At 76.6% G+C, this 18,573-nt stretch carries 17 protein-coding genes and 1 pseudogene; 4 read left to right on the top strand and 14 right to left on the bottom strand.

Features of this window, described 5'->3' with window-relative positions:
* Positions 1–627 (bottom strand): annotated as a pseudogene (locus KK617_RS15885) (hypothetical protein); the annotation flags it as partial.
* A 269-nt stretch (positions 628–896) separates the two neighbouring features.
* Entirely contained in the window at positions 897–1,778 is an 882-nt protein-coding gene (locus KK617_RS15880; protein ID WP_277501113.1) for a hypothetical protein, read from the bottom strand.
* A 95-nt stretch (positions 1,779–1,873) separates the two neighbouring features.
* On the opposite strand from KK617_RS15880, the gene KK617_RS15875 reads away from it, so the two are divergent.
* Together KK617_RS15875 and KK617_RS15870 are read left to right on the top strand one after the other, a co-directional pair.
* Complete coding sequence (locus KK617_RS15875; protein ID WP_277501112.1) at positions 1,874–2,338, top strand: VTT domain-containing protein; 465 nt, start codon at positions 1,874–1,876, stop codon at positions 2,336–2,338.
* A 5-nt stretch (positions 2,339–2,343) separates the two neighbouring features.
* On the top strand, positions 2,344–4,146 hold the full coding sequence (locus KK617_RS15870) for a DUF429 domain-containing protein (protein ID WP_277501111.1): 1,803 nt from the start codon (positions 2,344–2,346) through the stop codon (positions 4,144–4,146).
* A 53-nt stretch (positions 4,147–4,199) separates the two neighbouring features.
* On the opposite strand, the gene yidD is transcribed toward KK617_RS15870, so the two are convergent.
* The 11 genes from yidD to KK617_RS15815 all read right to left on the bottom strand — a co-directional run bounded on the left by yidD (position 4,200) and on the right by KK617_RS15815 (position 16,356).
* Entirely contained in the window at positions 4,200–4,640 is a 441-nt protein-coding gene (gene yidD / locus KK617_RS15865; protein WP_277501110.1) for a membrane protein insertion efficiency factor YidD, read from the bottom strand.
* Between the two features lie 26 nt (positions 4,641–4,666).
* Complete coding sequence (locus KK617_RS15860; RefSeq protein ID WP_277501109.1) at positions 4,667–5,344, bottom strand: XRE family transcriptional regulator; 678 nt, start codon at positions 5,342–5,344, stop codon at positions 4,667–4,669.
* Between the two features lie 63 nt (positions 5,345–5,407).
* Positions 5,408–6,688, bottom strand: coding sequence for an allantoate amidohydrolase (locus tag KK617_RS15855; protein ID WP_277501108.1), 1,281 nt, complete (start codon positions 6,686–6,688; stop codon positions 5,408–5,410).
* On the bottom strand, positions 6,685–7,800 hold the full coding sequence (locus KK617_RS15850; protein WP_277501107.1) for an FAD-dependent oxidoreductase: 1,116 nt from the start codon (positions 7,798–7,800) through the stop codon (positions 6,685–6,687). Before KK617_RS15850 ends, KK617_RS15855 begins: the two co-directional genes overlap by 4 nt.
* Positions 7,797–8,378 (bottom strand): HutD family protein, encoded by a 582-nt coding sequence (locus tag KK617_RS15845; protein WP_277501114.1) that lies wholly within the window; start codon positions 8,376–8,378, stop codon positions 7,797–7,799. The genes KK617_RS15850 and KK617_RS15845 overlap by 4 nt, the downstream gene beginning before the upstream one ends.
* 56 nt (positions 8,379–8,434) lie before the next feature.
* Positions 8,435–9,778: an FMN-binding glutamate synthase family protein gene (locus KK617_RS15840; protein WP_277501106.1), complete on the bottom strand. Its 1,344-nt coding sequence runs from the start codon at positions 9,776–9,778 to the stop codon at positions 8,435–8,437.
* A gap of 21 nt (positions 9,779–9,799) precedes the next feature.
* Positions 9,800–10,522, bottom strand: a complete 723-nt coding sequence (locus tag KK617_RS15835; RefSeq protein WP_277501105.1) for a hypothetical protein — start codon at positions 10,520–10,522, stop codon at positions 9,800–9,802.
* Positions 10,510–11,436 carry a hypothetical protein gene (locus tag KK617_RS15830; RefSeq protein WP_277501104.1) on the bottom strand — a complete coding sequence of 309 codons (927 nt, stop codon included), beginning with the start codon at positions 11,434–11,436 and terminating at the stop codon, positions 10,510–10,512. Before KK617_RS15830 ends, KK617_RS15835 begins: the two co-directional genes overlap by 13 nt.
* Before the next feature lie 53 nt (positions 11,437–11,489).
* A complete protein-coding gene (gene glnT, locus KK617_RS15825) occupies positions 11,490–12,830 on the bottom strand; it encodes a type III glutamate--ammonia ligase (protein WP_277501103.1) in 1,341 nt (446 codons plus the stop codon).
* A gap of 206 nt (positions 12,831–13,036) precedes the next feature.
* Complete coding sequence (locus KK617_RS15820; RefSeq protein WP_277501102.1) at positions 13,037–15,961, bottom strand: lamin tail domain-containing protein; 2,925 nt, start codon at positions 15,959–15,961, stop codon at positions 13,037–13,039.
* Positions 15,962–16,107: 146 nt separating this feature from the next.
* Entirely contained in the window at positions 16,108–16,356 is a 249-nt protein-coding gene (locus KK617_RS15815) for a hypothetical protein (RefSeq protein WP_277501101.1), read from the bottom strand.
* Positions 16,357–16,434: 78 nt separating this feature from the next.
* Between KK617_RS15815 and KK617_RS15810 the strand changes: the two genes are divergently transcribed.
* Together KK617_RS15810 and KK617_RS15805 are read left to right on the top strand one after the other, a co-directional pair.
* Entirely contained in the window at positions 16,435–16,605 is a 171-nt protein-coding gene (locus tag KK617_RS15810) for a hypothetical protein (RefSeq protein WP_277501100.1), read from the top strand.
* Positions 16,606–16,664: 59 nt separating this feature from the next.
* Positions 16,665–16,886, top strand: a complete 222-nt coding sequence (locus tag KK617_RS15805; protein WP_277501099.1) for a DUF3099 domain-containing protein — start codon at positions 16,665–16,667, stop codon at positions 16,884–16,886.
* On the opposite strand, the gene KK617_RS15800 is transcribed toward KK617_RS15805, so the two are convergent.
* Positions 16,883–18,370 (bottom strand): PepSY domain-containing protein, encoded by a 1,488-nt coding sequence (locus tag KK617_RS15800; protein WP_277501098.1) that lies wholly within the window; start codon positions 18,368–18,370, stop codon positions 16,883–16,885. The genes KK617_RS15805 and KK617_RS15800 overlap by 4 nt on opposite strands.
* Positions 18,371–18,573 lie beyond the last annotated feature (203 nt).

Genomic DNA, 18,573 nt, shown 5'->3' with positions numbered 1-18,573 from the left:
CGGCGTCGGGACGACCCGGCGGGACGGGGGCGGCGCGTGAGCGGCAGTGGGGACGGGGGCCGGCGGCCCGACGAGGGTGGGCACGTCGCGGCGCGGCGGACCGAGCCGCGACGTGCGCCGAGCCGGTTGCGCCGGCCCGTGGTGCGCGACGGGCGGCAGTGCCGGGGCGGCGGCTGGGGCGACGGGTACGACCGCAGGAGCAGGAGCAGGAGCAGGAGCAGGGGCAGGCGCAGGGGCAGGCGGCGGGGGTACGACGGTCAGCGGCGCGGCGGCGGGCGCGACCGGTGGAGCGGGGTGCCGCGACCCGACCACCTCGTCGCGCAGGGCGCCGCCCAGGGCGTCGCGGTCGCGCGCGTCCGGGAAGGTCCAGCGCACCGGCAGCAGCCCGTGCACCTGCACCACCAGGCCGGTCGGGCCGACGGGCTCGGCCACGACCACCTCGCCGACGGGCCGGGCGAGGAGGTAGTCCGGGCCCTCGCTCCACACCAGCGCCCCCGAGCTGAGGCCGAGCACGCCGCGCACGCCCGCCCGCTCCACGCGCCAGAGGCGGCGGTCCACGGGCAGCGAGGCGACGGCCGCGGCGAGGCCCGGCGCCCAGGCGGCGACGGCCGCGTCATCGACGTCCATGGGCAGCACCTCTCGTCCGGTGCTCGACATGATCGACCCGCCGGGCCCCTCCGGCGCCTCCGCGCCGCGGGACCAGAGGGGATCTTGTCGGCGCCTTGAGACGGGGGTCACACCTCGCGCCGCCCACACCGCCGAGTCGTCGCAAACCGCGCGCCGCACGCCGCCGAGTCGTCGCAAACCGCGCGCGGCTATCGACGACTCGACGCCCGCCAGCGTGCCGTTACCGACGACTCGACGCCCGCTCGTGCGCCGTCACCGACGGCTCGGGGTCAGCCGGTGGTGGCCGGCGCGCCGGCGGCGGGACGCGAGGGGGTCGCGGTCGCCGACGGCTGGCGCGTCGGGTTGGCCGTGGTCGGCTCCTGCGTCGGTTCCTCGTCGTCGTCGCTCCCGGCGTCGCCGTCGTCGCTCGTCGCGCCGTCCGACGGCTCCTGCGACGCGTCCCCGGTGGGCTCCGACGACCCGGTGGCCGACGGGTCCGACGTACCGGTCCCGGAGGTGGCCGGTGCCGCGGGGCCGCCGTCGTCGTCCACCGACGCGCCGCCCCCGCCCGTCAGCTGGGAGAACGACGTGCGCGACCCGCCCTCCGACCCGCCCGTGATCTCGGAGGCGGAGCGGCCGACGGCGAGCTCGATGACCGTCAGCGCGAGCATCGCGGCCAGGAACAGCCCGGCCGCCCAGGTGGCCACCCGCTTCCACGGCACCGAGGCCAGCAGGGAGTGGCGGGCGGTGGGGTCCGTCGTACCCCCGTCGGACGTGCCGTCCGCGGGATCGGAGGGGTCCGCGGCGCCGTCCGCGGCGCCCACCCGCTGGACGCGCGCGGTGTCGTCGGCGGGCGGGCCCGGGGGGTCGCCCTCGGCGACGTCCTGGGCGGCCACGTGGAGCACGAGAGGTGAGGTCGCGTCGCCCGGCTCGCGCCGCCGCAGCGGCACCTGCACCGCCAGCACCTTCTGGCGGCTGCGCTCCAGCGAGGCGGAGTAGAGGCTCGCGCTGACCGAGGCGATCACGCTGCCCAGCGCCGCGCCCAGGAGGGTCCCGACGGCGCCGAGCGTCGAGAGCAGGAAGGCCGAGGAGACGGCGGCGAGGGCTCCCGCGACCAGCTTCACCCAGTCGAGATCGAGCCGTGGGGTGGTCTGAGTGTCATCGTCCGGCATCGAGGTCGAGTATGCCCGCCGGGCCAACCGCGACGGGTCCCCCCGGGGGCCCTCCGGCAGCGGTCGGCGTGGCCCGGCGGTGTTGGATGAGACCCGTGCTCGACGACTGGCCCGTGGCCGCGACCTTCGCCTTCCTGTGGGCGGTCGCGACGCTGCGGGGCGGCGCGACGTACGCCCTCGGCCGGGGTGCGCGCGGCGCGTCGGCCCGCACCGACCGGGCGTCGCGGCTGCTGGCCCGCCCGGAGGTGGCGCGGGCGGAGCGGGTCGTCGGGCGCTTCGGCGCCCCCGCGGTGACGCTGTGCTTCCTCACCGTCGGCGTGCAGACCGCGGTGAACGCCGCGGCGGGCGTGCTGCGGATGCCGCTGGCCCGCTACGTCCCCGCCCTCGCCCTGGGCGCCGCCCTGTGGGCCACTGTCTACGTCACGGTGGGCCTCGCCGTGCTGTCCGCGGTGTGGGGCGGGCACCCCTGGCTGCTGCTGGTCGCCCTGGCCGTGGTGGTGCTCGTGGTGGTCGTGGCCCGCGTCGTGCGCCGCCGCTGGCACCGCGACCTGGCAGGCTGAGCCCCGTGCACCTCGTCGGCGTCGACCTCGCGTGGGGGGAGCGGCGTCCCACGGGCGTCGCTGTCCTCGACGACCGCGGGCGCCTGCTGCACACCGCCGCGGTCACCACGGACGCCGAGATCACGGCGGAGGTCACGCCGTACCTCGACGGGGACTGCGTCGTCGCCCTCGACGCCCCCCTGGTCGTCACGAACGCCACCGGCACGCGGCCCGCGGAGCAGGCGCTCAACGCCGACTTCCGCGCCTTCGAGGCGGGCACGCACCCCACCAACCGGGGCAGGCCGGAGTTCGCCGACGGCCCCCGCGCCGCGCGGCTGGCGCAGCGGTGGGGCCTCGACCTGGACCCGGGCGCCCGCCGGCGCGCGCTCGAGGTCTACCCGCACGCCGCGACCGTCGCGCTGTTCCGGCTGGGCCGCACCCTGAAGTACAAGCAGCGCCGCGACCGCACCTTCGCCCAGATGCGCTCGGAGATGCTGCGGCTGACCGAGGAGCTGGAGAAGCTCTCCCGCGCCCGCACCCCCCTGCTGCTCAGCCGGCGCCCCGTGTGGGAGTCGCTCGTCACCCTCGTCGAGCAGGCCACCCGCAAGTCGGAGCTGCGGGTCGCGGAGGACCAGCTCGACGCGGTCGTCTGCGCGTACGTCGCGCTCCTCGCCGTGCGCGAGCCCGAGCGCCTCACGACGTACGGCGAGCCCCGCTCCGGCGCGATCGTCACGCCCACGCTGCCCGAGGGTCTCGTGCCCGCACCGCGTCCCAGTCGCACCGAGCGGGCCCGCGAGAAGGCCGTCGAGGCCTACGCCGCGCTGCTCCCGACGACCCAGCGGGCCACCGACCAGGCCCTGGCGCTGGTGCGCGCGGCGCTCGACGACGCCGGCATCAACTACCTGTCGGTGACCGCGCGGGCCAAGTCGGTGGCGTCGTTCGCGGCGAAGGCGGCCTCCGCCGAGGAGGGCCGGCAGCGCTACGAGGACCCGCTGAGCGAGATGGCCGACCAGATCGGCGTGCGCGTCGTGACCTACCTGTCCAGCGACGTCGAGGCCGTGGCCGAGGTGCTCTCCGACGAGCTCGACGTGCTCGGCGACCGTGACAAGGGTCTGGAGACGGCGCGGGCCGGGCGGTGGGGCTACTCGAGCCGGCACCTCGACCTCACCCTGCCGGCGGCCGACACCTCCGAGGAGCCCGACCCCGCCGTCGACTCCCTCGGCGGTCGGATCATCGAGGTGCAGATCCGCACCGCGCTGCAGCACGCGTGGGCCGAGTTCGAGCACGACATCCGCTACAAGGGCGAGGTGCCGCCCGAGCACGCCTCCGAGCTGGACCGCCGCTTCACCCTCGCCGCCGGCCTCCTCGAGCTGGCCGACCGGGAGTTCTCGACGATCCGCGACCAGCTGCGTGGCGACCAGGTCGCCGGTGGCGCGGCGAGCGGCGTGTGGCCGGGTACGGCGGAGGGCCCGGACCGCCACCGGCTCACGGCGGGCGACCTCGCGGCGTACCTCGCCGGTCGCTACCCCGGCGCCGGCTGGTCGCGCACCGACCACTACGAGTGGATCGCGGGGCTGCTCGCCGAGCTCGGGATCACCTCCGCGGTCGACCTCGCCGCGACCATGGCCGCCGTCGACTCCGAGGCCGTCACACGGCGGATGGGCTACCGCTACCCCCCCGGCGCCGTGCGCCGCCTCGACGACGACCTGCTCGCGGCGTACGGCGAGCGGTACGTCGCGCTCGCCGGCAACGGCCACCGCGTCGACCTGCTGACCTCGCGACTGGCGAAGCTCGGCGACCTCGCCGACCGGACCGAGCCCGGCGCCTGAGCCCCCGCCCCCGTCCCGCCCCCGTCCAGCCCCCGTCCCGCGCGACGCCGCGGTCAGGAGCGGCCGACGTGGCCGGCGGCCCGGCACGCGGCGAGACGTCGACCCACGAGCACGCCTCCGCGCACGAGCCCGTGCGCGGACAGGGCCTGCAGCCCGTAGCGCGAGCACGACGGCGTCAGGTTGCACACCGGCGCGGCCCGGCGGGGCGAGACGTGGAGCTGGTAGGACCGCACGCCGCGGGCGGCGACGCGCGCCCCCCACGACCGGGGAGGCGGCGTGTGCGGGTCGACGGCGCCGGGGGCGAACGCGCCCAGCAGCGTCCGGAGCAGCACCGTCACCGTCATGACGCTCAGGCAGTCGAGCGAGGTGCAGCCGCAGTCGCTGCAGTCGATGCAGTCGTCGCGACGCTTCTTGCGCCGCGCCCGGCGCTGGCGCCGCACCGGGTCGTGCCGTCGCCGGCGCCGCCAGGCCTGCAGACCGTCCCCCACACCCATGTCTCCCCCTCAGCCCCGGGCGACCGTCACAGGTCCGCCTCGGGGAACGCGATCACCGACAGGAACCGGATCGGCAGCTCGACGAGCTCCACCGGCCCGTGGGCGCCCTCGCCGTCCATCTGCAGCGAGTCGCCCGGGTGCAGACGGTAGACCGTCCGCGAGTGCGAGTAGTCCATGACGCCCTCGAGCACGTAGACGAACTCCGTGCCCGGGTGCTGGAACAGCGGGTAGGTCTCGCTGGCCGCCGTGAGCGTCACGTGCAGGCACTCGAGCCGCTTGTGCTCGCCGCGCAGGGAGCCGAGCAGCTCGTACTCGTGCCCCTCCTTCGTCCCGGCCCGCACGATCCGCGCGCCGGTGCCCCGCGCCACGAACGCGGCCGGCCGCTCGGCGTCGGCGCCGCGCAGCAGCGACGTGACGGGCACGTCGAGACCCACCGCGAGGCGCCCGAGCGTGGAGAGGCTGCACGAGGTCTGCGCGTTCTCGATCTTGCTGAGCATCGCCTTGGAGATGCCCACGCGCTCGGCCATGTCCCCCACCGACAGCCCGTGCTGGGTGCGCAGGCTGCGCACGTTGCGGGCGATCGCCTCCTCCAGGCCCAGCTGCTCCAGCGGCTCCGAGGGGTGGCGCTCGCGCGCGGTCCCCGCGGTGTTGCGCAGCAGCGCGCCCTGGTCCGGCCCGGCCCCGCGGTTCTCCTCGGTGGTCATGGGTGAACCCTAGGAGACCCGGCCGCTCCCCCGGCGGTGCCGGCCTCCCCGGCCTCCCCGGCCTCAGTCGCCCAGCAGGTCGGCGAGCACGTCGGCGAGGGCGACCGCGCCGGCCTCGGCGTCGACGTCCTCCACGTGCTCGTGCGGGGAGTGCGACACCCCGCTCGGGTTGCGGGTGAACAGCATGGCGGTCGGTACGGCGCCCGCCAGCACCCCGGCGTCGTGGCCGGCCCCGGTGGCGAGCACCGGCGCGCCCGGGAGCACGCCGCGGATCCGGTCCCGCAGCGCCCCGTCGAAGTGGACGGTGCCCCCGTACGACTCCTCCACCAGGGTCACGGTGCAGCCCTCCGCGGCGGCCAGCTCCTGCGCCCGGGCGTGCACCTGCTCCACCAGCGCCGCGGTCACGGCGTCGTCGGGGTGCCGGGCGTCGAGCCAGAGGTCGACGCGCGACGCGATGACGTTGGTGCCGCCGGGCACCGGCTGGAGGCGGCCCACGGTGGCGCGGGCGTCGTCGTACCGGGTCGCGACCTCGCGCACGGCGAGCACGACGGCCGCCGCGGCAACGAGGGGGTCGCGCCGGTCGGCCATCAGCGTCGTGCCCGCGTGGTTGCCCTCGCCCTCCACGACGAGGCGCCAGCGGCCGTGGCCCAGCACCGAGGAGCCCACGGCCACCGGCCGGTCGAGGTCGACCAGTCCCCGGCCCTGCTCGACGTGCAGCTCGACGAACGCCCCGATGCCGGCCAGCCGGCGCGGGTCGGCGCCGATGTGGGCGACGTCGAGCCCCGCGGCCCCGGCGACCTCGGCGAAGGTGCGGCCGTCGGCGTCGCGCAGCCCGCGGGCGCGGTCGGGGTCGACGGCCCCGGTCAGCAGGCGCGAGCCGAGGCAGGCGACGCCGAACCGTGCCCCCTCCTCCTCGGGGAACGCGACGACGGCGAGCGGTCGCTCCGAGCGCACACCCCGCGCGTCGAGCAGGTCCACGGCGGCGAGGGCGGAGGCGACGCCGAGCGGCCCGTCGTACGCCCCGCCGCCCGGCACGGAGTCGAGGTGGCTGCCGGTCACGACGGCGCTCGGCGCGCCAGGGCTGCCAGGGCTGCCAGGGCTGCCGGGCCTGCCGGGGCCGCCCCCGTGCCGCCACGCCCACAGCGCGCCGTTGCGGTCGGTCTCGACCTCCATCGAGCGGCGCTCGGCCTGCTCGGTGAACCACTCGCGCAGCGTCAGCTCGGCGTCGTCGTAGACGAAGCGGGAGTAGCCGCCGCGGGTCGCGTCGCGCCCCACGTCGGCGACCTCGGCGAGCAGGCCGGCGACACCCGGGCCGACCCCCGGGCCGACCCCTGCGCCGCTCACGCGCCCACCGCCGCGAGCCGGAAGGCGGGCGGCGCCTCGGCCGCGCCGGTGGCGACGTCGGCCGCCACCCGCCCGATCAGCGGCGCGAACTTGGCGCCGTGGCCCGAGCACGGCGAGACGACGGTGATGCCGTCCGCCCCGTCCACGACGAAGTCCTCGTCGGGGGTGTTGGTGAACAGGCAGGTCGTCTCGGCGTAGGGCTCGGGCACGAGGCCCGGGAGGTGCTGCTCGACGTACGCGACCACGCGCTCCCGGTTGACCGGGTCGACGACGCCGTCCGCCGCGGCCGCGGAGCCGACGACGCGCCCGCCGTTGTACTCCGCGACCTTCTGGCCCCGGAAGTCGGCGTCGCGCCCCCCGGGGAGGCCGTAGACCTGGATGCCCGGCGTCTTGTGGATGAACGTCGGCCAGGGCCGCGCCGCGTCGCGGTAGGGGAAGTGGAACGCCTGCTCCTGGCGCACCTGCAGCGGCGGCACCCGCCGGGCGAGCGACGCCGGCAGGGTCGCCAGCAGGTCGGGCAGCCAGCCGCCGGCGCTGACGACGACGCGGTCCGCCCGCAGCTCGGCGCCGGTCTCGGCCACCACCCGGAACCCGGCGCCGTCGCGCACCACGCGGGCCACCGGCCAGCCGGTCAGCACCGTCGCGCCCGCCTCCTGCGCCAGCCGCGCCATGGCGAGCACGGACGTCTCGGCGTCGATGACGCCCGCGCCGGGGTGCCACAGCACGGGCGAGTCGAAGACCATCCCGGGCCACCGCGCCGCGGCCGCGGCCGGGTCGAGCAGCTCGTGCTCGACGCCCGCCGCCGCCAGCCGCGCGGCGAGCTCGACCGGCCGCCGCTCCGCACCGTGGTCGAGCGAGCCGCTCGGCGCGACGAGCTGCTGCCCGGCGAGGGCCTCCAGCTCGTCCCACGCCTCCCGCGCCCGCACGACCAGCCCTGTGTAGAAGGGGTCCGGGTAGCCGTAGCGGAAGATCCGTGCCGAGCCGTGCGAGCTGCCGTGCTCGTTCGCGGGCTCGGTGCGCTCGACGAGCACCACGTCCTCCCCGCGCCGGGCCAGCTGCCACGCCGTCGCCGAGCCCGCCAGCCCCGCCCCCACCACCACGTACGACGTCACCGTCGCCCTCCCGTCCTCACGTCCGTCTCCTCCGCCGGCCGCGGCACTGCCACCGCGACCTCCACCACCGCGACCTCCACCACCGCGACCTCCACCACCGTGCACGTCCCCGCCGTCGCCACGGCACCCGCGCCGTCCGGCAGCAGCACCCGCCCGGGGCCGGCAGGTCCGTCCGGCGCCTCCCCCGACAGCGACCCCGCCAGCACCCACAGCGCGACGACGTCCGGGTCCCACTCGAGCCGGCCGGTCACCGTCCGGACCCGCATCCTCCCGCTCGCCCGCCCCCGCTCGAGCACGAGGTTGAGGTTGGCGACCGGGCCGGCCACCGGGGTCCCGTGGACCGGCACGTCGCCGGGGTGGGACACCACGACGCCCCGGGGCGCCGCGACCGCGCGCCCGTCGACGACGAGAGCGAGCCCGTTGCCCGCGACCACGCAGGACCACCGCCGGGTCCCCGACATCGGCGACCACGGCGCGGGTCCCGGTACGGCGGCCACGCTCACCCGCCAGCCCGCCGCGACGTCCGAGCGCAGCGCGCGGGTCGTCCCCGCCCCGTTCTGCCACGGCACCGCGGGCAGGTCCGCCGGGCCGACGACCCGGACGGTGCCGGTGCGGGCGCCCCCGCCGGCGGCGCTCAGCGGCCCTGGCCCGGCACCCAGTCGGTGCCGGCGAGCGGCACCCGCGCCATGGCCGCGGCCTCGATCGTGAGGGCCACGAGGTCCTCGGGCTCGAGGTGCGTCACGTGCGCCTTGCCGCAGGCGCGCGCGATGGTCTGCGCCTCCATCGTGAGCACTCGCAGGTAGTTCGCGAGGCGGCGGCCGCCCTCGACGGGGTCGAACCGGGCGGCGAGCTCCTCGTCCTGCGTCGAGATGCCGGCGGGGTCGCGCCCGTCCTGGTAGTCGTCGTAGTAGCCGGCCGCCGAGCCGATGGCCCGGTACTCGTCGTCGAGGCGCGGGTCGTTGTCGCCGAGGGCGACCAGCGCCGCCGTACCGATCGCGACGGCGTCGGCGCCCAGCGCGAGCGCCTTGGCCACGTCGGCGCCGTTGCGGATGCCGCCCGAGACGACGAGCTGCACGCCGTCCGCCTTGCGGTGCACGCCCAGCTCCTGCAGCGCGCGCACGGCCTGCGGGATCGCGGCCAGCGTCGGGATGCCGACGTTCTCGATGAAGACGTCCTGCGTCGCGGCCGTGCCGCCCTGCATCCCGTCGACGACGACCACGTCGGCGCCGGCGTGCACGGCGAGCTTCACGTCGTAGTAGGGCCGCGAGGCGCCGACCTTGACGTAGATCGGCTTCTCCCAGCCGGTGATCTCGCGCAGCTCCGCGATCTTGATGGTCAGGTCGTCCGGCCCCGTCCAGTCGGGGTGGCGGCAGGCGCTGCGCTGGTCGATGCCCTGGGGCAGCGTGCGCATGCCGGCCACGCGCTCGGAGATCTTCTGCCCCAGCAGCATCCCCCCGCCGCCCGGCTTGGCGCCCTGGCCCAGCACGATCTCGATGGCGTCGGCCGAGCGCAGGTCGTCGGGGTTCATGCCGTAGCGGCTCGGCAGGTACTGGTAGACGAGGTGCTTCGACTGCCCCCGCTCCTCCGGCGTCATCCCGCCGTCGCCCGTCGTCGTCGAGGTCCCCGCCTCGCTCGCGCCGCGGCCGAGCGCCTCCTTGGCCCGCCCCGACAGGGCGCCGAAGCTCATGCCCGCGATCGTGACGGGGATCGCGAGGTGCAGGGGGTACGCCGCGTTGCGGCCGCCCAGCACCACGTCGGTGCCGCACCGCTCGCGGTAGCCCTCGAGCGGGTAGCGGCTCATCGAGGCGCCCAGGAACAGCAGGTCGTCGAAGTGCGGCAGGGGGCGCTTGGCGCCGCCGCCGCGGATGTCGTAGATCCCGGTGGCCGCCGCCCGCTGGATGTCGTGGATCGTGGCGGGGTCGAAGGTGGCCGAGCGGCGCAGGCCGCGGCGCGCCAGGGCGAGGTCGTGGTCGTTCATCGCTGGGGTCCTCCGGGGCCGTCAGTAGGCCGACGCGTTGTCGACGTGGAAGTGGTAGAGCGTGCGGGCCGACCCGTAGCGGGTGTACGCCGCGGGGTCGTCGTCCTCGAAGCCCGCCGCCTTCAGCAGGGCCGCCAGCTCCTCGAGGTGCTCGGGGCGCATCTCCTTGGCGACGCAGTCGGCGCCCAGCGAGGCGACCTCCCCGCGCACGTAGATGCGGGCCTCGTAGATCGAGTCGCCCAGCGCCTCGCCGGCGTCGCCGCGCACGACGAGGCGGCCCGCCTGCGCCATGAAGGCGCTCATGTGGCCGATCGAGCCGCCCACGACGATGTCGACGCCCTTCATCGAGATGCCGCAGCGCGCGGCGGCGTCGCCCTCGACGACGAGCAGCCCGCCGTGCGCCGTGGCGCCCGCCGACTGCGAGGCGTTGCCCCGCACGACCACCGAACCGCTCATCATGTTCTCCGCGACGCCGACGCCGGCGTTGCCCTCGATGACGACGTCGGCCCGCTGGTTCATGCCGGCGGCGTAGTAGCCGACGTGGCCGGCGACCCGCACCTGGCGCGGGGCGTCGAGGCCGACGGCCACGGCGTGGGCGCCGCGCGGGTTCACCACGGTGACGCCCTCGTCGGCCCCGAGCGGGGTCTCGCCGGCCACGTCGCGGCCCTGGAGCAGCGCGTTGAGGGTGCGCAGCGGGGTGGTCGCGAGGTCGACCTCGCGGGTGGGGACGGTCAGCGCGTCCATGCGTAGATCCTCTCGGGCTCGGGCTCGAAGATGCGGGCCTGCGCGATGCCGGGCAGGCCGACGAGGGCGCGGTACTCCGACGCCACCGCGACCCAGTCGTCGTGCTCGGCGACGACGGCGGGCTTGCACGCGATCGCGTCGCGCACGACGGCGAACGAGTCCCGGTCGGCGACGAGGAGCGTGTAGAAGCCGTCGAACGTCGTCGTCAGCTCCTTGAGCGCGGTGGCGACGTCGTAGCCCGCGGCCAGCCGGTCGGCGACGAAGCGGGCGCCGACCTCCGTGTCGTTCTCGGAGTCGAACTCCACACCCGCGGCCCGCAGCTCCCGGCGTACCGAGGCGTGGTTGGCGAAGGACCCGTTGTGGACCAGGCACTGGTCGGGGCCGACCGCGTAGGGGTGGCACCCACCCGGCGTCACGGCCGACTCGGTGGCCATCCGCGTGTGCCCGACGCCCTGCCAGCCCTGCGCCGCCGGCAGGCCGTAGGCCGCGGCCAGGTCGCGCGGGTGGCCGACGCCCTTGAGCACGGCCAGGTCGGTGCCGAAGCCCGCGACGAGGCCGTCGGGGTACGTCGCGCGCACCGCTGCGACGAGCGCGTCCGTGCCGACCTCCGCCGGCACGTGGGCCACGAGGGTGGGGCCCGCGTCGACGACCTCGACGGGCGAGCCGAGCGCCGCGGTGAGGGCCGCGACGGCCTCGGCGTCCGTCGTGCCGCTGCCCAGCCCGGTGGCCGCGGCGTCGGGCACGAACGACACGGTGACGTGGCCCGCGGGCGACCAGCGGGGGTCGCCGTGGACCGCGACGCCGGCGGAGTCCGCGCCCCGGTCCTGCATCTCGCAGAGCATGCCGGTGAGCAGCTCACCGAGCCGCGGGTGGAGCGCTGGGTCGCGCAGGTGCAACCCGACGATGCCGCACATGGGGGTTCCTCTCCGGAGGTGGTGGGTGGTGGGGTGGGTGGGGTGTCCCGGCCTCAGTAGGCCGTGAGGTAGTGGTCGACCTCCCAGGTCGTGACCTGGGAGTGCCAGGCGAAGAACTCCTCGCGCTTGGCGTCGGCGAAGTACGCCGCCACGCGGTGCTCGCCGTCGGCGGCCGCGTCGAGCGCGCCGGCGACGACGGGGTCCGCCTCGAGGGCCTCGACGGCGTGGAGGAGGGTGCGGGGCAGGGCCGGGCGGGTGGTGCCGTTGTCGCCGCCGACGGTGCCCGGGTCGAGGTCGCGCTCGATGCCGTCGAGGCCCGCCCCGAGGGCGGCCGCGACGGCGAGGTAGGGGTTCGCGGACCCGTCGCCGCCGCGCAGCTCGATGCGGTGGCGGTCGGGCACGCGGAGGAAGTGGGTGCGGTCGTTGCCGCCGTACGTCGGGAACCGTGGCGCCCACGAGGCGCCCGAGGTGGTGGAGACGGCGCCGGTGCGCTTGTAGGAGTTCACGCTCGGCCCGAGCACGGCCTGCAGCGCCGAGGCGTGCTCGAGGATGCCGCCCGCGAACGCGTAGGCCACCGGGCTCAGGCCCAGGCCGCGCGGGTCGTCGGCGTCGGGGAAGGCGGACTCCCCGTCGCGCCACAGCGACAGGTGCAGGTGCAGGCCCGAGCCCGTGCGGTCGGCGAAGGGCTTCGGCATGAAGGTCGCGACCATGTCGCGCTCCTCCGCGATCATCGAGATGAGGTAGCGCAGGGTGACGACGCGGTCGGCCGTGGTCAGCGCGTCGGCGTAGGCGAAGTTCTGCTCGAACTGGCCGTTGCCGTCCTCGTGGTCGTTCGCGTAGTTGCCCCAGCCCAGGTCGTTCATCGCCCGCGAGACGTCGGCGAGGTGGTCGTACATGCGGGTGACGCCGCGGGCGTCGTAGCAGGGGCGCGCCGCCCGGTCGCCGGGGTCCGCCGTCACCAGCGTGCCGTCGGCCTCGCGGCGCAGGAGGAAGTACTCCACCTCCGCCCCGACGTACGCCTCGAGGCCCTGGCTCTCGCGGAGGCGGGCGAGCACCGAGCGCAGGATGACGCGGGGCGCGAACGGCCACGGCCGGCCCTCGACGTGCGGGTCGCAGTGGACGATCGCCAGGCCCTCCTTGATGAAGGGCACCGGGGTGAAGCTGGCCGGGTCGGGGATCGCGACGAGGTCGGGGTCCTTCGGCTCCTGGCCCATCGACCCGACCGCGTAGCCGGCGAACCCGACCCCCTCCGTCTGCAGCTCGTGCACCGCCTCGACCGGCACGAGCTTGGCGCACGGCTTGCCGTTCAGGTCCACGAACAGCGCGAGGACGAACGTCGTCCCGGCCTTCTCCGCCAGCGTCGCGAGGTCCGCCGCCTCGGTGCTCTCAGTCATGTCGCGCCCCTCCACCTTGTCCACTGTAGTGAATCACTGTCCACGACTAGTTAACAGGGCGCGCATTGCGTCTGGGTTACGCCGACGTCACGACGGGCGGCACCTCCCCGACGCGACGAGCCGCCACGGACCGGGGTCCGTGGCGGCTCGCGCGGCAGGCCGTCGGGCGACGGCGGCGGGTGGGTCGAGGGTGGATCAGGGACGGGTCAGGGGCGACCGCTCGGCGTCGCCCACACCCAGAAGGAGCGCACGCTGGTGCGGTACGCCGGGTCGTCGGGCACGAACGTGACGACGACCTGGTAGCTGGCCTTCGCCCGCGGGACGACCGGGGTCGCGACCGTGGTGCGCCTCCCGCCGTACGCGTGGGCGGTGGCCACCAGGCGACCGCTCCCCGCCTGGCGCAGCGTCGTGTAGACCGTGCCGCCGACCCGCGCGCCGTCCTCGCCCTCGTAGTAGACGGCGATCGGCTTGGCGGCACCGGTGCGGGCGTAGCGCCACTGCGGGGCGGGCGTGATGCTCGACCCGGTGCCGAGGCTGCCGGGCGCCGGCACCTCGGGCTCGGGCTCGACGGGCCCGCCGGTGCAGGTGACGGCGCCGGAGCGGAGGGCGTGGCCGTCGGTGCTGGAGTCGTCGGCCCACACGACCTCGCGGAGGCCGTCGGTGCAGCGGGAGACCGGCGCGAGGGCCAGGCCCTCGTTCGCGACGTCCGGCATGCCCGCCGGGCGGGCGTAGGTGACGGTGGGGGCGAACGCCCCGGAGCCGTCGACCGCGAACAGCGTGGTGCGACCGGCGCAGGCGTCGTCGCAGGAGACCCACACCGCGCCCGTGGCCGGGTCGTGCTGGAGCTCCATCACGCCGGGGAAGCCGCTGGCGAAGGACGCGATCCGGTGGAACGTGCCGGAGGCGTCCAGCGCGTAGGCCAGCACGTCGCCGGTGGCCTCGACCCCGACGAGGAACACGCCGTCGGCGTCGGGGTAGCGCGCCGGGTCGTAGGCCGCGCCGGTGCTCTGGTCGACCAGGCCCTGCGCGACCAGCACGGACGACGGCACCCAGGTGATGCCCTCGAGACCGGCGTTGGCGCCGATGCCCGGCAGCTCCGGGGCGAGGTTCCACTCGCCGGTGGCGCTGAGCGCGCTGTCGCCGCCCACGTCGTACCGCAGGATCGACGGCCGGCTGCCGCCCCCGTCGTTGTTCCGCTCGCTCGCCACGTAGAGGCCGTCGGGGCCGACCGTGACGCCCTCGGCGTCCACGTTGCCCGTGCCGTCGGCGTAGTGGAGCGCGCGGCCGCCGGTCCAGCCGGCGTCGGCGACCCACTGCGCGCCCGAGCGCACGAGGCGGTGCAGGCTGCCCGGGTTGTTCTGCACGGCCCACAGCGCCGCGCCGTCGGGCGCGAAGACGACACCGCTCATGTTCTCGGCGTAGGTGCCGGCCGGGTCGGCCGTGCGCACCTCGGCCGGGCCGGGCCAGGCCTCGGCGACGACGTCGCCGGCGCACTGGTTGACGGCGCCGCGGGTGGGCGCGGCGGTGGCGGCGAAGTCGCCCGTGCCCTCGGGGCAGCGGCCCCAGGTGGTGGCCGCGTGCGCGGTCCAGGAGGTGGCGTCCAGCAGCGCGCCGGTGGCGTCGAACAGGCGGGCGCTGTCGGCCCCGCCGAGGCCGAAGCCGCCGTCGCCGCCCTCCACGTCGACGACGTGGTGGCCGCCGGCGGGGATGACGGTGCCCGCGGGCACGGTACGGCGGTGCGTGTCGTCGTCGTCCGCGACGACGAAACCGGAGACGTCGACCGGCGTGGCCCCGTTGTTGACCAGCTCGACCCAGTCGCCCGGCGTCCCGCCGCTCGACTCGACCTCGTTGATCCGCACCGGGGCGCCGCAGTCGTTGACCGCGCCCTTGGTCGGCGAGGTGGTGACCACCCAGGCGTCGCCGCACAGCCCGTACGACGTCGGGGCGTGGGCGGTCCAGGAGCGCTCGTCGACGACGGTGACGCCGTCGGGGGCGAACAGGCGGGCCTGGTCGGAGCTGCCGAGACCGAAGCCCAGGGTGGCCTCCTCGACGACGAGGAACCCGCCCGCCGGGGCGACCGAGCCCGCGGGCAGGACGGCCCGGTGGGTGGCGTCGCTGTCGCCGACGACGTACCCGGACAGGTCGACGTCGACCGTGCCCCGGTTGCGCAGCTCGACCCAGTCGCCCGGCGTGCCGCCGCTCGACTCGACCTCGTTGACGACGACGTCGGGCGTCGCGACCGGCACGGGTGCGTTGGCGGCACCCCGCGTGGCGGCGGCCGTCTCGGCGAAGGCGCCGGTGCCGTCGGGGTAGCGGCCCCAGGTGGTGGCGGCGTGGGCGGTCCACGCGAAGCGGTCCACGAGCACGTCGCCGTCGAGCACCCGCGCCTCGTCGGCGCCGCCCAGGCCGAAGGTGGGCTCGACCACGTGGAAGGCGCCGGGCGCCAGCACGGTGCCGGCCGCGATGGTGTCGGTCCGCGCGTCGTTGTCGTCCTTCACGACCAAACCCGACAGGTCGACGGGGACGGTGCCGGTGTTGACCAGCTCGATCCAGTCCGGTCCGCCCGCGGGGTCGGACGACTCGACCTCGTTGATGCGCACCACGTCGGCCGGCTCCGCCGCGCACGCGTTGGCGGCGTCGCGGGTGGGGGCGGCGGTCGCCGTGAAAGCGCCCGTGCCGTCGGCGCAGCGGCCGTAGGTCGTGGCGGTGTGGTCGGTCCAGGCGAAGGAGTCGACCGGGGTGTCGCCCCGCCCGGCGGGCAGGAGCAGGCGGACCATGTCGGCACGGCCGAGACCGAAGCCCGTGCGCCCGGGCACGTCCTCGCTCACGTCGACCGACAGGTAGCCCCCGGCCGGGACGACGGAGCCGGTGGCCAGCGGGAAGTCGCGGGTGTCGTCGTTGTCGAGCAACCGCCACCCGGTCACGTCGACCGGGGTGCTGCCGGTGTTGTGCAGCTCGACCCAGTCCGTCTCGCCGGTGTTCTGGGCGATCTCGTTGACGACGACGGTGCCGGCGGCGGGGGCGCTCGGGGCGGGGGTCTCGGCGGCCTGCGCACCCAGGGGTGCGAGGAGGCCGAGGCCGAGGAGGGGCAGGGCGCCGAGTGCGGCGTACCTGGTCCGGGGGGCGGGCATGGGCGACCTCTCGACGGCGGCGGTGGGGCGTCGGCCAACGTCGCGCACCCGCCCGCGTCACCCGTGAACCCGCGGTGAACGCTCGCCCGGGGCCGCGGGAACGCTCGGCGTCGACCGGTCTGGACCGGTCGGGGGTACGGCGCCCCTCACCGCCAGCGGTCGCGGACCGCGGCGGCCACCATGAGCGCGCCCCCGAGCACGAGCACGCCGGCCACGAGCCCCACCGGGGCGGTGGCGCCGGACCCGGGACCGGCCCGCACGCCGGCCGGCTCGCCCAGGTCGAGGGCGCCGACCAGCCCCGCGACGAGCACGCCGAGGCCCACCAGGACGAACGTGGCGCCCGTGACGAGGGCCACCAGGGTGAGCAGGCGCCAGGCCGAGCGGGTACCGGTCATCCGACGACCCTCCCACGCTCCCGTGCCCGGTTGGGGGGTCGCGTAGTTTCGTGGAGACGTCCCCCGACGACAGGAGTCGTGATGGAGAAGCGCCGGTTGATCGTGATCGCAGTGATCGTGCTGCTCCTCGTGGGCGGGGGTGCGATGGTCGCGATCGGCATCGGTCTCGGCGACGACACCGACGGCGAGGGCTCGCAGGGCGCGCCGGCCGCCCCGGTGGTGGCCGAGGCGCCCGCGCTGGTCGCCTGACCGTCGCGCCGTGACGCCGTGACGCCCGAGTCGCCCGTGACCCGCTGCGCGGGGCCGCGATGACGCCGCAGACGCGGCGGCGGGCGTACGTCGTCATGATGACCACCTGCCTGACCCTGTTCCTGCTGGCGGGCCTGGTGGTCCGGCACCACTCGACGACCGCCGCCGCGCTCCTGTGCGTCGTCGCGGCGGTGCTGCCGCCGGCGGCGGTCGTGGTCGCGAACCACGGCGCCGTCGCGGCCCACCGCCCGCCCCCGCCCGAGCCGGACCCCGACCGCTAGGCCGGGGTCCGGTCCCGCGCGCCGAGCGCGAGGTCGACGAGCAGGAACGCCACGAGGCTCGCGCCGAGCACCGGCAGGAACCACCCGACGGCCACGGCCACCACCACGACGACCGGCAGGCCCCACCGCGGGAGCGCACGCCAGGAGCCCCGCCGTGCGGGCCGACCCGGGCGCAGGCGGTGTCCCCGGGTGGGGCGGCGCTGCCACCACATCCGGTAGCCGCCGACCACCATCGCGACGAGCCCACCCGCGAGCACGAGCAGCGCGAGCTGGTTCACCCAGCCGAGCAGGACCCCCATGTGCAGGTCCACGCCCCACCGGGCGAGCTTGGCCATGAACGGGTAGTCGGCGAACCGCACGACGTCGACCACCTCCCCCGTCGCCGGGTCGACGGCCGCCGCGTCGGCCTGGGTGGGCCACCCGCGGTCGAGCTCCTGGACGATGTACGCCGCCCCGTCGGCCGGGTGCCCGATCTCCACCAGGCCGACGAGACCGGCGTCGCGCGCCGCGTCGTGCGCCACCTGCCAGCCGACGCCGGGGGCGTCGTCGACGGCGTGGCCCGCGTGGCCCGCGTGGTCGCCGTGGCCTGCGTGGTCGCCGCTGCCGGGCTCATCGCTCCCCGCAGCCTCGAGGTCGGACACGACAGCAGGGGTGGACCAGCTGAGCGCCGCGCGCAGCTCGGTCACGTTCGCCCCGGCGAAGCGCGACCAGGTCAGGCCCGTCGCCGAGAGCACGAGGAAGCCGAGCACGAGCCAGGTCCCCAGCACGCCGTGGAGGGCGCGGGTGCGCTGCCGGGGCCGGAGCCCGCGCCGCCGCGGCACGAGCCGGTCCCGCACGGGCCGGGCGCCGGGACGCCGCGCGCGCCGCACGCCGCCCCACCAGAGCCCGACGCCGGCCAGCGCGACGACACCGAGCCACGAGGCGGCGAGCTCGGAGTAGACCCGGCCGGGCTCCCCGAGGTGGAGGTTGCGGTGCAGCTCGCTCACCCACGTGCGGAACGGGAGGCTGCCGGAGGTGCCGTACGCCGTCAGCTCCCCCCGCACGTCGCCCGTCACGGGGTCGACGAAGACGGCGAGGCGCCGGCTGCGGTCGGCCTCCCCGGCATCGAGGAGCACGCGGGTGGTGGCGCCCTCCTCGGCGGCGGGTCGCACCGCGAGCAGCGGCAGGTCGGGCCGGGCGGCCCGCGCGGCGGCGACCTGCTCGTCGAGCGGGAGGGCCTCGCCGCGGGAGCCGGTCGTCAGCTCGTCGGCGTGCACGACCTGCTCCAGCTGGGGCGTCGCGGCGTAGAGCGCGCCGCTGAGCGCCGCCACGAGCAGGAAGGGCGCGACGAGCACCCCGGCGTAGAAGTGCAGGCGCAGCAGCAGCGGGCGCCAGGTGCCCCGCGGCGGGTCGGCCGGGCGGGACGGGCCAGGTGGGACAGGCGGGCCGGCGGGGTCGGTGGGGTCGGTGACGGCTCCCGCGGGGCGGGAGTCGGGGACGGTCATGGGTCTCCTGAGGGGGCACGGCGGGGCACGGCGCGACCTCGGGGGTCGCGCCGGCGGCGGACGCGGCGCGGGCGCGGCGGCGTACCCCCCGACGGGAGGCACCGGGCCGTCAGGGGACGGGGAGCGTGGTGCGGGTCGGGTCAGTACGCCGGCGCGCCGGGGCGCGGCGGGGCGCGTGGCGGCGTGGGCCGCAGGAGCACGAG

The sequence above is a fragment of the Nocardioides sp. ChNu-99 genome, from assembly GCF_029493445.1.
GTDB lineage: Bacteria > Actinomycetota > Actinomycetes > Propionibacteriales > Nocardioidaceae > Nocardioides.
Note: the sequence above shows the minus strand (reverse complement) of the source record. Positions and strands in the feature narration are given on the sequence as shown.